The organism is Amycolatopsis rhabdoformis, assembly GCF_035918295.1.
GTDB lineage: Bacteria > Actinomycetota > Actinomycetes > Mycobacteriales > Pseudonocardiaceae > Amycolatopsis > Amycolatopsis rhabdoformis.
Genome location: NZ_CP142149.1, coordinates 1,112,736 through 1,129,068, shown reverse-complemented (window position 1 = coordinate 1,129,068; position 16,333 = coordinate 1,112,736). Strand labels below are relative to the sequence as shown.

The window sequence follows — 16,333 nt, the reverse complement described above, 5'->3', positions numbered from 1 at the left end:
CCATGACCACCACCGCACCCACCGCGGTGCTGCGTCCCGCGGAGTCGCAGCAGGTGTTCCGCACCGTGCTGGAAGCGCTTTCCCGACCGGGCGCGGCGCACGACCTGCCGCCGGATCTGGTGCGGGCCACCGATCCCGCCGTGCTGCCGGTGCTCGCGCTGGCCGACCTCGGCACCGGCGTGTGCGTGCTGGAGGAGAGCACGAAGTGGGCCGACGCCGTGGCGCTGGCCACGTCCGCGCCGATCCGGCCGCTGGAGCTCGCGCGCCTCGTCGCCGCCGTGCGTCCGGTGACCGAAGACGAGATCACCCGCCTCTGCCGCGGCAGCGCGCCGGCCCCGGAGGACGCCGCACTCATCGCGCTGGCCGTGTCCGATGTGGACGGTGGTGAGCTTCGCTGGCGGGTCTCCGGGCCCGGGGTGCCCGGTGAGCTGACCCTGGCCCCGCGCGGCCTGCCCGCGGGCTTCGTCGCCGCGCGCACCGAGGCCGTGGGCGGCTATCCGGCGGGCATCGACGTGCTGCTGGTGACCGACGACGGCCGCGTGGTCGGACTGCCACGCACCACCACGATCATCGAGGAGGACTGATGGGGTACTCGGGAGCCCGGGGCGGGCTCGAAGCCATCCTCGCGGCCGAAGACCTGGTGCGCCGCGCCCGCGACCACGCGCCGGTGGCGTGGGCCGACACCGAGCAGATCATCGCCCGGTTCCGGCTCGCCGTCGACCGGGTGATGGGCGAGGCCGGCCTGTTCGACGAGGACACCGCCGCGGCCGCGTTCCGCCAGGCCGAAGGCGATCCGCTGGAGGCCTCGCACCTGCTGCGCGCCTACCGCTCCACGCTGCCGCGCCTGGCCGTCGGCGAGCCGGTGGACCCGGACGAGATGCTGATCCTGCGCCGGATCGTGCCGGCGTTCCGCGAGCCGGACGGCCCGCAGCTGCTGGGCCGCACCACCGACTACACCGGGCGCCTGCTCGAAAAGCCGGCCGCCGCGCCGGAAGCCGGCGAACACGTGGCCGGCACCGCGAAACCGCGCACCGACGAGCAGCGCCGGCCGCGCCGGTTCCTCGACCTGCTGCGCGAGCTCGACCTCGCCGTGGACCACCGGGGCGAGAACGAGGACACCGATCCGTTCGACCTCACGCGCAAGCCCGCCCGGCCGCCGGCCCCGCGCTCGGCCGCGCTGGCCGCCATGGCACGCGCGGAGACCGGCGCGCTGGTCTCCCTGTGGTACCGCTCGATCCTGGGTCCCGACGGCAACCTCCACGAGGTGACGCTCGGCGAGGTGCGCCACGGCCGGCTGCCGCTGCGCGTGAAGCACCCGCACACCGGCAACCCGGTGGCCGTCGGCAGCTTCCGCGTGACCGAGGCCGAGGCCATCGAGGACCTCAACGGCGCCGAGGAGGACCGCAGCCGCTTCGACGTGGGCTACGGCCTGTGCTTCGGCCACAACGAGCGCAAGGCGATCGCGATGGCGAACCTCGACATCGCCAACCGCCGCTTCGGCCGGTCCGGTCCGCTGGAGCAGCTGCTGCTGCTGACCACCGACGGGCTCGACTCCGGCGGCTTCCTGGAGCACCTCAAGCTCCCGCACTACGTCACGTTCCGCTCGATGGTGGAACGCAAGCGGGCCCTGCAGGCCGCGGCCGGTGAAGGCCCGGCGCCCCGGCCGAGCGAGCCCTTCGGAGGGGAATGCTGATGAGCACGACCGAACAACTGCTCACCGACCTCGAGGCGATGGCAGAACCCGCGGGGATCCTCGACGAGGGCGGCAAGCGCGAGGTCCGGCGCGCCGCGCTCACCGCGGTGTGCGTGCCCGGCTACCAGGTGCCGTTCGGCTCCCGCGAGATGCCGGTGGCCCGCGGCTGGGGCTCGGGCGGCCTGCAGGTGACGCTGGCCGTGGTCGGCACGCAGGACACCGTGAAGGTGATCGACCAGGGTGACGACGCCGGCGTGAACGCCACCAACCTGCGCCGCATGATCGCCGCCACCACGGGCGCGGCCGAGACGGCCGACACGCGTGAGGCCACGATCGTCCAAACGCGACACCGCGTGCCGGAAGAGGCATTGTCCGAAGGCGACGTGCTCGTGTACCAGGTGCCGGTGCCCGAACCGCTGCGCGGGGTGGAGAAGTCCATGGCCGAGTGCGGCCGGATGCACGCCGAGGGCGACTACTCGGCGATGTGGGTGAGCCTGTACGAGGACATCGTGCGCAACGGCATGATCACCCGCACCACCGGCTACCCCGTGCTGGTCGGCGGCCGCTACGTGATGGCCACGACCCCGATCCCGCGCTGGGACGTGCCGCGGCTGCACCAGTCTCCGCAGCTGAACCTGTTCGGCGCCGGCCGCGAGAAGCGCATCTACGCCGTGCCGCCGCACACCGACGTGACGCCCCTGACGTTCGACGACGTGCCGTTCGAGGTCGAGTACACGCCCGGCGCGGTGTGCAAACTGTGCGGGCGCGACGACACGTTCCTGGTGGCGGCCGGCACCGGCGGCGCCTACGCGTGCAGCGACACCGAGTGGTGCGCCCGGGTGCGCGCCGGTGACGCCGACGTGACGGCGCACCACCACCGCGCACCGCTGGCGATGCTGCCCGACCCGCGCCGCCGCGCGAGCGCCACGGTGTCCGCGGAACCGCGCGAGATGCCGCGCCGGGAAATCGCCGCGGACGCCCCGGAATGGGCGCTGCGGGTCGACGGCATCGGCAAGGTGCACGGCGCGGGCGGCGCCGACGCGGTGCCCGGCACCGGCCCCGAGCACGGCACCGCGGTGAGCCCGGCGACGGGCGCGATCGTGGCGGCCTGGGACGTCTCCTTCGACGTCGCGCCGGGCGAGGCCCTGGGCGTGATCGGCGAATCGGGCTCCGGCAAGTCGACCGTGCTGGCGTGCGTGATCGGCGACGAGCGAGCCACCGCCGGCGAGGTGCGGCTGGCCACTGTGGACGGTGGCCGCACGGATCTGCTGAAGCTGCCGGACGCGCAGCGGCGCGGCCTGCGCGTGGACTCGATGGCCGTGGTGCACCAGAACCCGGCCGACGGCCTCGACCTGCGGGTGAGCGCGGGCGGCAACATCGCCGAGCGCCTCACCGCGGCGGGCTGGCGCGGCTACCACGACATCCGCCGGCGCGCGGCCGAGCTGCTCGACCGCGTCGAGGTGCCGCTCTCGCGCATGGACGACCCGGTGGGCACGTTCTCCGGCGGCATGCGCCAGCGCGTGCAGATCGCGAAGGCGCTGGCCACCGAACCGCCGGTGGTGCTGCTCGACGAGCCGACCACCGGGCTCGACGCCTCGGTCGCCGCCGGCGTGCTCGACCTGCTGCGCGGCCTGCTGTCCGAACGCGACATCGCGGCCGTGGTGGTGAGCCACGACTTCTCGGTGATCGACGCGCTCACCGACCGCACGCTCGTGATGCAGCTGGGCCGCGTGGTCGAGCGCGGGCTCACCGACCAGCTCTTCCACGACCCCCACCACCCCTACACCCAGCGGCTCGTCGCCGCGGCCCGGAGGTGACCCCCGTGTCCCCCGTCCTGTCCTTGCGCGGCCTGCGCAAGTCGTTCACGCTGCACACGATCGACGGCCGCACGGTGCACTCGCTGCACGGCGTGGACCTCGACGTGCGCGCCGGCGAGCACGTGGCGCTCGCCGGGCCCAGCGGTGCCGGCAAGTCTTCGCTGCTGCGCTGCGTCAACCGCACCTACCTGCCCGACTCCGGCTCGGTCGGCCTGCGCACGGCCGACGGCACCGAGCTGGAGCTCACCGACCTGCCCGACCGCGCGATGGCGCGGGTACGCGGCCGCGAATTCGGGTACGTGTCCCAGTTCCTGGCCGCTCCCCCGCGCACCGGGCCGCTGGAGGTCGTGGCGGCCACGGCGCGCCGCCGGGGCGTGGACCGCGCCGAGGCGCGAGAGGCCGCGGCGGAAGCGTTGCAGCGGCTGAACCTCGACGAGGCGCTGTGGGACGTCGACTGCTCGGTGCTCTCCGGTGGTGAACGCCAGCGCGTGAACCTCGCCGCGGGCACGGTGCGGCCGCCGCGCCTGCTGCTGCTCGACGAACCGGTGTCCGCGTTGGACCCGGCCAACCGCGAGTCGGCGCTGGAGCTCATCGCCTCGCTCACCGCGCAGGGTGTGGCGGTGCTGGCGGTGTTCCACGACCTCGACGCGATGCGGCGCCTGGCTTCCCGCGTCGTACTGATGAGCGACGGCCGCGTCGCCGCGGACGGCGCTCCGGAAGAAATCCTGGCGGACGTGGCATGACCACGGCCGAAGAACCCACTCCCGCGGAGGCAGCGTGACTACGGAAGTGTTCGAGTCCAGAACGGATCAGTGGACGCTCGGTGCGCCACCGGCGGACTACGTGCTCGGGCACGTGCGCGCGGTACTGGCGGACCGGGTGCTCGACGACGCGCTCGTGGTGGTGCGCGACGGCGTCCTCGCCGCCGTGGAACCGCACCGGCCCGGCGTCGAGGCCGATGTGGACGGTCAGGGCCTGTTGTGCATCCCCGGCCTCGTGGACGTGCACAGCGACGGGCTGGAGAAGGAACGCCTGCCGCGGCCCGGCGCCGAGCTGCCGATGGAGTTCGCGCTGTTGTCCTTCGAGGGCAAGCTGCGCGCGGCGGCCGTGACGACCGCGTTCCACGGCGCCGGTTTCGAGCAGAGCCACGGCCGCGGGCTGGCCCGCACGGTCGAGCGCGCCCACGACGTGTGCCACGCGGTGGACGAGCGCTCGGCGAGCCTGGTCGACCACCGGATCCTGTACCGGCTCGACGTCCGCTCCCCCGAAGGCCTGCAGGCGCTGCAGCAGCGGATCGAGACGGCGCCGGACACCGGCGCCGCGCCGCTCGTGTCGCACGAGGACCACACGCCCGGCCAGGGCCAGTACGCCGACCGCAGCTACTACGAGCGCTACCTGGTCGGCACCCGCGGGCTGTCGCAGGAGGAAGCGGCCGAGCACGTGACCAGCCTGATCGCCGAGCGCGATGGCCGGCTCGGCGTGCGCGAGGACGCGATGGCGTGGCTGGGTGAGCAGGCCCGCGCGGGCCGCATCCGCCTGCTGGGCCACGATCCGGCGTCGGCGCAGGAGATCGGCGAGCTGGTGGAACGCGGGGGTTCCGTCGCCGAGTTCCCGACCACCGTCGAGGCGGCGCGCGAGGCCCGCGAACGCGGCCTGCCGGTCGTCATGGGCGCGCCGAACGTGCTGCGCGGCGGTTCCCACAACGGCAACGCGTCGGGCCGGGACCTCGTGGCACTGGGCCTGGTCACGGCGCTGGCATCGGACTACCTGCCTTCGGGCCTGCTCGCGGCGGCGTTCGCGCTCGTCGACGACGGCCTCGTGTCCCTGCCCGAAGCCATCGGGCTCGTCACGAGTGGTCCCGCGACCGTCGCGGGGCTCGACGACCGCGGCCGCCTCGAACCAGGCCGGCGGGCTGACCTGGCGCTCATCGCGGCGGGCCCGAAGTGGCCGGTTGTGCACACCACGCTGGTGAGCAAGGCATGACCGAGCTCGCGAGGGAATCGAATCGACACAGCGCTTCGTGGCTCAGCCGCGGCGCCGAGCGCAGCGAGGTGCGCGCATGAGCTACATCGGATGGGCGGTGCCGGAGCCCGTGATCCCCGAGGGCACGCACCCGGCGCTCGCCGACGCCACTCGCGCGGCCGTGGCGGCTTTCGCGGCCGCACGGACGAAACACACCCGCGCGGAACTCGCCGAAAAGGTGCAGATGGGCGCCGACGGCACGCCGACGATGCGGCTGGACATCCTCGTGGACACCGCCGTCGCCGAGGTGGTCGACCGGCACCGGGTGAACCTGCTGAGCGAAGAGATCGGCGTGATCGACCACGGTTCGTCGGTGACGCTCGTGGTGGATCCGGTGGACGGCACCGCCAACGCGGCGGCGGGGGTGCCGCTCTCGGCGTTCGCCGGGGTCGTCGCCGTGGACGGGGTCGCGACCGAGGCGCTGACCTGCTGGCTCGACACCGGCCGGTGCTGGCACGCCGTGGCCGGGCGGCCGACGCCGTACCGCACCACGGGCCGGCGCGAGCTCGACGGCGCGGCCGTGAGCCTGCTGCGCCCCCACGGTTCCGACGACGACGCCTGGTGGCGCGTGGCCAAGCGGGCCTCGCGCGTGCGCATCCTGTCGTCCAGCTGCCTGGAGGCGGCGCTGGTGGCCGAGGGGTCCACCGACGCCTTCGCCGACGCCGGCTCCGACACCCACCGGATCATGGACCTGGCCGCGGCCATGGTCATGGTCCCCGCCGCCGGCGGCGCCGTGCTCGACGTGAACGGCCGTCCGCTGGAGATCGACCCCGACCTGACGCGCCGCTGGTCCGGTGTCGTCGCCGCCACCCGTGAGCTCGCGGAAGAGCTCGCGAGCACGCTGAAGGAGAACCCGTGACCCTCACCCGCGAAGCGCTCGCCGAACTCGTCGACGGCCTCGCCGGCCTGCCCTACGGCGGCGAGGCCGTGGACCAGCGCACCCACGCGCTGCAGGCCGGCTGGTTCGCCGCGCAGCACGGCGGCGACGACGAACTCGTGCTCGCCGCGACCCTGCACGACATCGGCCGCGCGCAGACCGTGCGCGACGAGTGGCCGGATCTGCCGCACGAGCGCTCCGGTGCCGAGTTCGCCCGCCGGCACCTCAGTGAACGCGCGGCGTGGATCATCGCGCAGCACGTGCCGGCCAAGCGCTACCTGGTGGCCACCGACGCCGTGTACCACGACCACCTCAGCCCGGCCTCGGTCGCTTCCCTGATCCGACAGGGCGGCCCGATGACGGTCGAGGAGGTCGCCGAGTTCGAGGCGCACCCGAACGCGCAGGAGGCTGTGCTCGTGCGCCGGTGGGACGACGACGCCAAGGATCCGAACGGTCCGGTGCTGCAGACCGATGAGGTACTGGCCGCCTTCGACCGGTTCCTCGCGGCGCGGTGACCACCCCCTGAACGCGGCGCACCCGGCCGCCGACGACGTCGCCCGGGTGCGCCGCCCTCAGGGGTTTTCGCCTCCATGCCCGAAAAGTTCCGTGCGTCGGGTGTCCGGAGGGGACCGTCCGGCCCAACGCCTTGCCCCCGGGCACACACTTCACGCGGCTGACAGGTTTCGTTCATCACCGCGTCGGCCTGCCCGCCTAGGTTCGCCTGGCCGAAGCCGAGGAGGGTCATGTCCGAGACCAGCAAACACACCGTCAGCCGCAGAGGGGCGCTGGGCCTGCTCGGCGCGGGCGCCGCCGCACCGCTGCTGGGCACCGGCGTGGCCGACGCCGCGCCGCGGAGCGCCGCGTTCGTGCCGCAGGTCGGGTCCGGCGTGACGCCGGTGCAGGGCCTGCACCTCACCTTCGGCCGCGACCCCGCGCGCCAGATGGTGGTCTCCTGGATCACCGAGGGTTCCGTGCGCCGCCCGCGCGTGCTGTACGGCACGCTCGACGGCGGCTTCGGCGCCATGGCGCAGGCCGACACGCGCACCTACGTGGACGGCACGTCGGGCCGCACCGTGTGGGTGCACCACGCGCTGCTCGACCACCTGCGTCCGGGCACCGAGTACATCTACGCCGCGCAGCACGACGGCGCGACGCCCGACGCCGCCACCTTCCGCACCGCCCCCAGCGGCCGCTCGGCCTTCACGTTCACCAGCTTCGGCGACCAGTCGGCGCCGCAGGTGACCTGGAACGCCGCGGGCGCCGTGGGCCTCGACGCGAACTCCACGCCGGCCACGAAGGACATCGTGACGGGCATCGAGACCGTCGCGCCGCTGTTCCACCTGCTCAACGGCGACCTGTGCTACGCGAACCTCGACGTGGACCGCGTGCGCACCTGGAACAACTTCTTCACCAACAACACCCGGTCCGCGCGCTACCGGCCGTGGATGCCGGCCGCCGGCAACCACGAGATCGAGAAGCTCAACGGCGAGATCGGGCTCGGCGCCTACCAGGCGTACTTCGACCTGCCCTCCACCGAGACCGACCGCGAGCTGGCCGGCCTCTGGTACAGCTTCACCGCCGGCTCGGTGCGCGTGATCGTGCTGCAGAACGACGACAACGCCCTGCAGGACGGCGGCGACGTCTACATCAGCGGCTACTCCGGCGGCCGGCAGCTCAAGTGGCTGCAGAAGGAGCTGGCCGCGGCCCGCGCGTCGAAGGACGTCGACTGGATCGTCGTCGCGATGCACCAGGTCATGATCAGCACCTCGGACGCCAACGGCGCCGACCTCGGCCTGCGCGAGAAGTACGGGCCGCTGTTCGACAAGTACGGCGTGGACCTGGTGCTGTGCGGCCACGAGCACGACTACGAGCGCTCACTCGCCGTGCACGGGGTGGTCTCCGGCAGCGAGACGCTCACGCCGAACCCGGTGTCGACCGCGACCGACAACATCGACGCGACCCACGGCACCGTGCACATGGTCCTCGGCGGTGGCGGAGTTTCGGGCACCACCAACGGTTCCTTCTTCAAGAACGGCACCGCGAAGGTCATCACCGCGGTGTCGCCGAAGGCCGACCCGACCTCGGGCAAGCGCGTGTCGACCTACGTCAAGGAGCAGGCCGTGTGGAGCGCGGTCCGCGACGAGGAGCACCCGTACGGCTTCGCGTCGTTCACCGTGGACCCGGGCCGCCACCGCGGGGACACCACGACGATGCACGTGACCTACTACAACGTGAACAAGCCGCACGGCGAGCTCTCGGTGTTCGAGAAGTTCTCGCTGCACCGCCGCCGCTCCGACGGCTGAGCGGAATCTCCCAGGGCGGGGCGCCATCCGGGTGGGCCGGGATGGCGCCCTTTCCGCTTTTGGCGGTCAACCCCTCTTTCGCGGGCCCCTTCCGGGGATCTCGGGCGGGCGCGGGCACGCTACGGTTGCCCGCACCGGCGTTCGACGAGGACAGCCGTCCTTTGTGGACACGTCGGCCAGCGAGGAGCCCGCCGATGGACCACCCCTTCGTGCTCGACCCCGCCGCGCGCGACACGCACGGCGAAGGCGCGCGGCTGCGTGCGCGCGGGCCGCTGACGCCGGTCGAGCTGCCGGGCGGCGTCGCGGCGTGGGCGGTCACGAGCCCCGCGCTGCTGCGGCGGCTGCTCACCGACCCGCGCGTGTCGAAGGACCCGCGCCGGCACTGGCCCGCCTACCGCGACGGCGAGATCCCGGCCGACTGGCCGCTGCACATCTGGGTTTCCGTGCAGAACATGTTCACCGCCTACGGCAGCGAGCACCGGCGGCTGCGTTCGCTGGTGTCCCAGGCGTTCACGACCGCGCGCATCGAACGCCTGCGGCCGCGGATCGAGGAGATCACCGCCGACCTGCTCGACAGTCTGGCCGCCGGGCCCGCTTCGACGGACCTGCGCGAGAACTACTGCTACCCCTTGCCGATCGAGGTGATCAGCCGGCTGGTGGGCGTGCCGGAGGAGGCGCGGCCGGGGCTGCGCAAGGGAGTCGCGGGCCTGTTCGCGACGTCGGCCACCGCGGAAGAAGCCGCCGCCACCGTGAACCTGCTCTACGACCTGCTGGGCGCCCTGGTCGAAACCCGCCGCGCCGAACCCGGCGACGACCTGGCCACCGTGCTGATCTCCGCCCGCGACGAGGACGGCTCCTCGCTGACCGACGCCGAGCTCCTCGACTCGCTGATGCTCGTGATCACCGCCGGCCACGAGACCACGGTGAACCTGCTCGACCAGTCGGTGACGGCGTTGCTCACCCACCCCGCCCAGCTACGCCTGGTCCTCGACGGCGCCCGCACCTGGACCGACGTGATCGACGAAAGCCTGCGCTGGCAGTCGCCCGTGTCGCACCTGCCCCTGCGCTACGCCCTGGCCGACATCGAGGTCGGCACCACCACGATCCGCGCCGGCGACCCGATCCTGCCGTCCTTCGGCCCCTCCGGCCGCGACGAGGCCTGCCACGGCCCCGACGCCGCCGTCTTCGACGTGACGCGCGCGGACAAGTCGTCGCTGGCCTTCGGCCACGGCACGCACTACTGCCTGGGCGCCGCGCTGGCGCGGCTGGAGGCCGAGATCGCGTTGCCGGCGTTGTTCGCGCGGTTCCCGGATCTGGCGCTGGCCGTCGACGCCTCGGAGCTGCGGCCGGTGGCGTCGTTCATCACCAACGGCCACGAGTCGTTGCCGGTGCGGCTGTTCCAGTCTCCGCGTCAGGGAAGGAACAACCGGTAGACGTGGCGATCGCGGCCCCGGCCGCTCGCGACCTCGATCTCGAAGTTCCCGGTGACCAGGCCGGTCACCCCGGCCCACTCCCCGAACCCCTCAGCTCGCCACACGATCGCGCCCCGCGCGATGCCCTCCTCCGCCGACGGCTCGGAGACACCGTCTCCGACGCAGGACAGCCGAAGCCCGCCCCGGTCGAAGGTCACCACACCGTCCTCGCGCAGGCTCGTCTCGCCCGTCACGACCACGTGCGTTTCGTAGGACGCCTCGGTGGGCGCGTCGTCCGCGCTGCCCTCCAGCACCGTGATCGTGCCCGGCCCGGACTTCACGTCGAAACTCGGAGGCGTACCGGCCGGCGCACCACCGACGGCCTCGAAATCGATGAGCAGAACCTGTCGTTTCACCGCGCTTGCCGTTTCTCGCTAGTGGCCCGTCGACCCGATGTGCTCGGCCTCGATGCGCAGGATCAGCCGCACCTGGTCGCGCCCGCCGTACCACGCGTAGGGCCGGCCGGTGTAGCGCTGTGCGAGCTTGTCGATGTGCTCGGCGCCGCCCTCGGTCGTCACCTCCAGCACGCGCCCGCGCACGGTGAAGTAGCGGAACGGCTGCGCCGCGTCGGCGATGTTCAGCGCCACCCGCGGGTCGCGCTCGATGTTGCGCACCTTGCGGAACCCCTCGACCGTGTTCACGAGGATGTGCTTGCCGTCGGTGTCCACCCACGTCTGCGTGAGCTGGGGCGACCCGTCGGGCATGGTGGTGGCGATGAAGCAGAGACTCGGCTTCTCGAGCAATGCGACGAGGTTGTCGGGGAGATCCATGCGGCCACGCTAGCCGCCACTCGCGGGGGTTACCGAGTCAGGTTCGGTCTGTGGCCGGGGTTCCGGGCGCCGGCCGACGAACAGCAACGGGACGCTGAGGACGCAGACGACACCCGCCGCGGCGATCGCCACGCGCACGTTCGTGACGCCGGCCAGCACTCCCGCGGCGACGATGAACACCGGCCGCACCAGGCGGCCGCCGGTGGACCAGCTGCCGAGGGTCCTGGCCATCATGTCCCCGCGCGTGATCGTCATGCGGTGGGCGCTGAAGAGCGGGTTGAACACCCCGGCGGCGAACAGCAGCAGCGTGTCGATGGCGAGGAACGCGAGCATCCCGCCGAGGCCGGGGCCGACCATGGGGATCAGCAACACCCAAGGCGTGCGGGCGATCCCGGCCCACACCAGCACCCGCCGCGTGCCGAAGCGGGTCGCCAGGCGGGGTGCGAGCCGCGCGCCGAGCACCCCGCCCAGGCAGGGCAGGCCGATGACCAAGCCGTACTGCCACGGCCGGAAACCCAGCTCGTCGAGCATGAAGACGGTTTCCAGCGGCGAGATGGCGAGGATGGCGGACCCGAACAGCAGCGCATTGCCGAAGAGCGGCGCGAGTTCGTGGTGGCGCAGCAGGTAACGCCAGCCCTCGAGCAGGTCGCGCCCGGCGTGCGCAGCCGTGGTGCGCGCGGGCGGCGGAGGTTCGGGTGTCCGGATCGAGCGGACACCGAAGGCCGACACCAGGTACGACACGGCGTCGATCAGCATCGTCACGGCGGGCCCGGTCAGGGACACGAGCACGCCGCCCGCCGGCGGGCCGGCGGAGTTCACCGTCCAGCTCGCGGCTTCGAAGCGGCTGGCGGCTTCGGCTCGTTGGCGGGCGGTGACCAGGGCGCGCAGGTGAGCACCGCTGGCCGCGGTGAACGCCACGAGCGCCGTGGTCTGCACAATGCCGACCACGTAAAGCTGAATCAGCGACACGACACCGAAAACCACCGCCGCCGGCACCGTCGCCAGGACGACGAAGCGCACCACGTCGGCGGTGATCATCACCGGGCGTTTGCGGCGGAATTCGACGTGCCCGCCCAGGGGCAGGGCGAGGAGGGCCCCGGCGAGGCTCGGGAGGGCGGCGAGCAGTGAGACCTCGGTGGCCGAGGCGTGCAGGATGAGCACGGCCACGAGGGGCATCGCGCCGTAGCCGATGGCGGAGCCGGTCTCGCTCGCCGTGGAAGCCCACCACAGGCGGCGGAAATCCGGCCCCAGCCCCACCCTCATCCGGGTGACGATAGCGGTCCCGGACGGGTGGCCGGGACCGCCGAACCGACCTGGAGGGCAGCCGGACGGGTACTTTCGGGCCCAGTCTCGCGCGGGCGGGCACTTTCATCGCCGCTGGTGAAACGGCATCCCGCACGACCAGGGCGGAACGTGACACCGACGAGGACATCCGTCACTCACGGCGGGGAGCGGATAATCGGGCGAGTGGACGACGGACGCGCCGGCAAGGTCACTTTCGCGGACCTCGAGCTGTTGCTGAGCTTCGCCGACACCGAGCACTTCGGGCAGACCGCCACGGAGCTCGGCGTGAGCGTGGCCACGGTCCAGCGCGGAATCCGGGCGCTGGAACGCAAGCTGGAGATCCGGCTGGTCGAGCAGGACGGCCGCCGCGTGCGGATGCTGCCGGCCGGGCACGTGCTGGTGCGCGAGGCCCACGCGGTGCTGCGCGCGCGGTCCGACGCGGTCGGCGCGGCGCTCGCGGACGCCGGTGAGCCGCAACGGCTGCTGCGGATCGCGCACACGTACTCGCTCGGCCTCGGGTTCGTGCCCAGCGTGCTGGCCGACCTGCTCGCCGAACGCCCCGAGCTGCGCCTGCGCTGCACCCAGAGCCCGGCGACCGGCGTCGTGGAAATGCTGCTGCGCGGAGACGCCGACGCCGCGTTCTCGTCGGTGGCGCCGACCGAGTCCGACCTCGTGGTGGAGCCGCTGTTCACCGAGTCGCTGCTGCTGGCCCTGCCGGTGGACGACGAGCTCGCCGGCCGCGAGCGCGTGTCGCTGCGCGAGGTGAGCGAGCGGCCGTTCGTGGCGATGGAGCCGGGGTCGAGCAGCCGCACCCACATGGTCAACGCGTGCGCGCGGGCCGGGTTCGTCCCGCGCATCACGGTGGAGGGCAACGACCTCTTCGTGGTCGAGTCGATGGTCGGCGCGGGCATCGGCGTGTCGGTGGTGCCCGAAGGCATGAACGACCACCAGCACCCGCGCATCACCCGCGTCCCGATCGACGACCCGTCGTTCTCCGGCCGCACGATCTTCCTCGCCTGGCACCGCAGCTCCACCGTCGCCACCAGCGTGCAAACGCTTGCGCGCATCGCCCGCGCACACGGCAAACGCATGTCCCGACCGTTGCGTCGGGCGCAATGATCTCGCCACCCGATGGCGTTGTTCACCACCACCCGGCTCCCTACGCTTCGTGATCATGGCCGCCACCACCGCCCGCACCAGGACCTCCGCGTCCTGCACCGCCGCAGCGCGGGAAACCGGCGCGGCGGCCGGCCCGGAAACCCCCGGCACGGTCACGCGCGACACCGTCGCCGAGGTTCCCCTCGTTCTCGACCCCAGGGCGGCACGGCGGGCCTCCGCCGTGCGGGGCCGGGTCGCGGTACCCGGGGTGCTGCTCGTGAGCGAACCGGCCGGCCGAGGGGGCCGACCGGCGACCGCGAGCAGCACCACGCGACCACCCCGCGACCCGCACCGCCCCAGTGAGACTTCCCCTCTCCCCGGCTCGTGTTCCTCGCCTTCTACCGAGCAAAGGAGCCTGTCCCGTGACGACGACATCCGCACGCAAGGCCGACTGGTGAACCCGCCGGCCAAGGTGGTCACCTGCGCCGACTGGTGACGCGCCCTCACCCGATCCGGTACCGCCCCGCCGCCACCCTCGGCGGGGCGGTACCGCTGTGTCTCTCCCCCTGAACGCACCCCTCCCGAGCGCTGATGTCCGAAAGGGACTGACGTGGCGTTGCGAGCCCGGCCCGGCCACCGCTATCCGGCGCAGGTGGCGGGCACGCTCGCGCTCTGCTTCGCCTTCGAACTGGCCGACATCAACTCGTTCGCCTACGTCGCGCCCGCCGTGCACCACTCGCTGCACCTCGGCCTGCGCGCGATCTCCGTGGTCACGGCCGCGGGATTCCTCGGCATGTTCGCCGGCGCCACGGCCGGCGGCCGCGTGGCCGAGCGTCTGGGCCGCCGCCGCGCACTGCGTGGCTCCGTGCTGTGGTTCTCGATCTGTTCCCTGGCCACCGCGGGCGCCTTCGACACCACCAGCCTCCTGGCCGCGCGGTTCCTCACCGGCTGCGGCCTCGGCTCGATGACCGTGGTCGCGATCACCTACCTCACCGAACTGGTGCCGGCCGACCGGCGCGGCCGCACGCAGGCCGCCACGCTCGGCGCCGGGCTGCTCGGCATCCCCGCCATGGCGTTCTTCGCACGCGCCGTGATCGACCTCGGACCGCAGGGCTGGCGGCTCGTTTTCGTGTTCGGCGGGTTGGGCCTGGTTCCGCTCGTGCTCACGCGCCGGCTGCCGGAGTCCCCGGCGTGGCTGCTCGCGCAAGGCCGCGAAGCCGAGGCCGCGAGCATCGCCGCCGCCATCGAGCGGCGCGCCGGCAGCCCGCTCGCCACCACCACGCCGGCCCGCGTGCCGGTGCGCGAGCTCTTCCACGGCCGCTTCGCGCGTCCCACGGCGTTGCTCGCGATCGTGTGGGTCTTGCTCACGATCAGCTACTACGGCTTCGCGTCGTTCGCCCCGACCCTGTTGCACGAGCACGGGTTCACCCTCACCCGCAGCGTCGGCTACACCGCGCTGACCACGCTCGGCGCGGTGCCCGGCGCGCTGCTGGCCTGGCCGGTCGCCGATCGCTTCGGCCTGCGCGGCCCGGTCGCGGTGTTCAGCCTGCTCTTCGCCGGCGCAGGTGTCGCATATGGACTCACGTTCGCCCCGGCCGCCGTGGTGGTGTTCGGTTTCCTCGTGGCCGCGCTGAACCAGACCCTCGTCGCGCTGCTCTACTCCCACACCCCGCGGCTGTTCCCCGCACCGATCCGCGCCACCGCCACCGGCCTGTGTTACGGCGCCGGCCGGCTGGCCAACGCCCTCGGCCCGCTGCTCGTCGGCCAGATCTACCTGACGCTGGGCTACACGCCGGTATTCGTGTTCGTCGGCGCCTGCGGCGCCGTGATCGCACTGGCCGTACTCGTACTCGCACCGAGGAACCGCGCGGCAACCGGCGCCGTCACACGCCCCAGTCCGCGATGACCTCGTCCGTGTCCGCACCCGGCTTCGGCGGCGACGACGGCAGATCCGGTGCGGTACGCGAGAAGCGCGGCGCAGGAGCCGGCTGCATCACCCCGTCGAGTTCGACCAGGCCGGCGCGCGCGGCGATGTGCGGGTGGGCCGCGACCTCGTCGGGTTCGAGCACCGGGGTGACGCACGCGTCGACGTCGCCGAAGACCGCGGCCCACTCGTCGCGCGTGCGGGTGAGGAACTCCTTGGTGAACGCGGCCCGCAGCGCCGGCCAGCTCGTTTTCTCCAGCTGCGGCGGCAGATCCGCCGGGTCGAGGCCGAGGCCGGCGAGCAGCGCCGCGTAGAACTGCGGCTCCAGCGCGCCGACGGCGACGTAGCGGCCGTCCGCGCACACGTACGTGTCGTAGAACGGCGCGCCGCCGTCGAGCAGGTTCACGCCGCGCTCGTCGGACCACACGCCGAGGCCGCGCAGCGACCACACCATGAGGGCGAGCACGCTCGTGCCGTCGACCATCGCGGCGTCGACGACCTGGCCCAGGCCCGTGCGTTCCCGCTCCCACAGCGCGGAAAGCACGCCGACGAGCAGGAACATCGAGCCGCCGCCGAAGTCGCCGACGAGGTTGAGCGGCGGCACCGGCCGCTCACCCGCGCGGCCGATCGCGTTGAGCACGCCGACGAGCCCGATGTAGTTGATGTCGTGCCCGGCGCGCTGCGCCAGCGGGCCGTCCTGGCCCCAGCCGGTCATGCGGCCGTAGACCAGCCGCGGGTTGAGCGCGTGGCAGTCGGCCGGGCCGACGCCGAGGCGTTCGGTCACGCCGGGGCGCAGGCCCTCCACGAGCACGTCGGCCTTCGCGGCCAGCCGCAGCACGAGGTCGCGGCCTTCCGGCGTCTTCAGGTCCGCGGCGACGGACCGGCGCCCGCGCAGCAGCGGGTCGGCCTTGCCGCCGGTGAGGTCGAGCGAGCCCGAGGGCCGCTCGACGCGCACGACGTCGGCGCCCAGGTCGGCGAGCACCATGCACGCGTGCGGACCCGGGCCGATCCCGGCCAGCTCCACGACCTTCAGTCCGCTCAGCGGTCCCGCCACGTGCCCTCCTCAGCTCCGG

The 16,333-nt window shown here is 73.1% G+C and carries 15 protein-coding genes; 11 read left to right on the top strand and 4 right to left on the bottom strand.

The window, feature by feature from the left end:
- Nucleotides 1–2: 2 nt before the first annotated feature.
- The 9 genes from phnH (at nt 3) to VSH64_RS05170 (ending at nt 10,145) form a co-directional block, all read left to right on the top strand.
- Nucleotides 3–584: a phosphonate C-P lyase system protein PhnH gene (phnH, locus tag VSH64_RS05210; RefSeq protein WP_326837910.1), complete on the top strand. Its 582-nt coding sequence runs from the start codon at nt 3–5 to the stop codon at nt 582–584.
- Complete coding sequence (locus VSH64_RS05205) at nt 584–1,693, top strand: carbon-phosphorus lyase complex subunit PhnI (RefSeq protein WP_326834314.1); 1,110 nt, start codon at nt 584–586, stop codon at nt 1,691–1,693. The genes phnH and VSH64_RS05205 overlap by 1 nt, the downstream gene beginning before the upstream one ends.
- Entirely contained in the window at nt 1,693–3,510 is a 1,818-nt protein-coding gene (locus tag VSH64_RS05200; protein WP_326834313.1) for an alpha-D-ribose 1-methylphosphonate 5-phosphate C-P-lyase PhnJ, read from the top strand. The genes VSH64_RS05205 and VSH64_RS05200 overlap by 1 nt, the downstream gene beginning before the upstream one ends.
- Nucleotides 3,511–3,515: 5 nt before the next feature.
- Nucleotides 3,516–4,253 carry an ATP-binding cassette domain-containing protein gene (locus tag VSH64_RS05195; RefSeq protein WP_326834312.1) on the top strand — a complete coding sequence of 246 codons (738 nt, stop codon included), beginning with the start codon at nt 3,516–3,518 and terminating at the stop codon, nt 4,251–4,253.
- Nucleotides 4,254–4,287: 34 nt separating this feature from the next.
- Nucleotides 4,288–5,493, top strand: a complete 1,206-nt coding sequence (locus VSH64_RS05190; protein WP_326834311.1) for an alpha-D-ribose 1-methylphosphonate 5-triphosphate diphosphatase — start codon at nt 4,288–4,290, stop codon at nt 5,491–5,493.
- A gap of 76 nt (nt 5,494–5,569) precedes the next feature.
- Nucleotides 5,570–6,391 carry an inositol monophosphatase family protein gene (locus VSH64_RS05185; protein ID WP_326834310.1) on the top strand — a complete coding sequence of 274 codons (822 nt, stop codon included), beginning with the start codon at nt 5,570–5,572 and terminating at the stop codon, nt 6,389–6,391.
- On the top strand, nt 6,388–6,924 hold the full coding sequence (locus tag VSH64_RS05180; RefSeq protein ID WP_326834309.1) for an HD domain-containing protein: 537 nt from the start codon (nt 6,388–6,390) through the stop codon (nt 6,922–6,924). Before VSH64_RS05185 ends, VSH64_RS05180 begins: the two co-directional genes overlap by 4 nt.
- 228 nt (nt 6,925–7,152) lie before the next feature.
- The gene (locus tag VSH64_RS05175; RefSeq protein WP_326834308.1) at nt 7,153–8,712 is read left to right on the top strand and encodes a purple acid phosphatase family protein; all 1,560 of its coding nucleotides are present in this window, start codon (nt 7,153–7,155) and stop codon (nt 8,710–8,712) included.
- 194 nt (nt 8,713–8,906) lie between these two features.
- Complete coding sequence (locus VSH64_RS05170) at nt 8,907–10,145, top strand: cytochrome P450 family protein (protein WP_326834307.1); 1,239 nt, start codon at nt 8,907–8,909, stop codon at nt 10,143–10,145.
- Here the strand turns inward: VSH64_RS05170 and VSH64_RS05165 are convergent.
- The 3 genes from VSH64_RS05165 to VSH64_RS05155 are packed head-to-tail and all read right to left on the bottom strand — an operon-like array spanning nt 10,124 to nt 12,217.
- Nucleotides 10,124–10,540, bottom strand: a complete 417-nt coding sequence (locus tag VSH64_RS05165) for a hypothetical protein (protein WP_326834306.1) — start codon at nt 10,538–10,540, stop codon at nt 10,124–10,126. The two genes, VSH64_RS05170 and VSH64_RS05165, sit on opposite strands and share 22 nt — an antisense overlap.
- A gap of 18 nt (nt 10,541–10,558) precedes the next feature.
- The gene (locus tag VSH64_RS05160) at nt 10,559–10,954 is read right to left on the bottom strand and encodes a PPOX class F420-dependent oxidoreductase (RefSeq protein WP_326834305.1); all 396 of its coding nucleotides are present in this window, start codon (nt 10,952–10,954) and stop codon (nt 10,559–10,561) included.
- Nucleotides 10,955–10,963: 9 nt separating this feature from the next.
- A complete protein-coding gene (locus VSH64_RS05155; RefSeq protein ID WP_326834304.1) occupies nt 10,964–12,217 on the bottom strand; it encodes an MFS transporter in 1,254 nt (417 codons plus the stop codon).
- A 204-nt stretch (nt 12,218–12,421) separates the two neighbouring features.
- On the opposite strand from VSH64_RS05155, the gene VSH64_RS05150 reads away from it, so the two are divergent.
- Complete coding sequence (locus tag VSH64_RS05150; protein WP_326834303.1) at nt 12,422–13,357, top strand: LysR family transcriptional regulator; 936 nt, start codon at nt 12,422–12,424, stop codon at nt 13,355–13,357.
- A 589-nt stretch (nt 13,358–13,946) separates the two neighbouring features.
- Nucleotides 13,947–15,242 carry an MFS transporter gene (locus VSH64_RS05145; protein ID WP_326834302.1) on the top strand — a complete coding sequence of 432 codons (1,296 nt, stop codon included), beginning with the start codon at nt 13,947–13,949 and terminating at the stop codon, nt 15,240–15,242.
- Here VSH64_RS05145 and VSH64_RS05140 read toward each other — a convergent pair.
- Nucleotides 15,220–16,314, bottom strand: a complete 1,095-nt coding sequence (locus VSH64_RS05140; RefSeq protein WP_326834301.1) for a CaiB/BaiF CoA transferase family protein — start codon at nt 16,312–16,314, stop codon at nt 15,220–15,222. The genes VSH64_RS05145 and VSH64_RS05140 overlap by 23 nt on opposite strands.
- Nucleotides 16,315–16,333 lie beyond the last annotated feature (19 nt).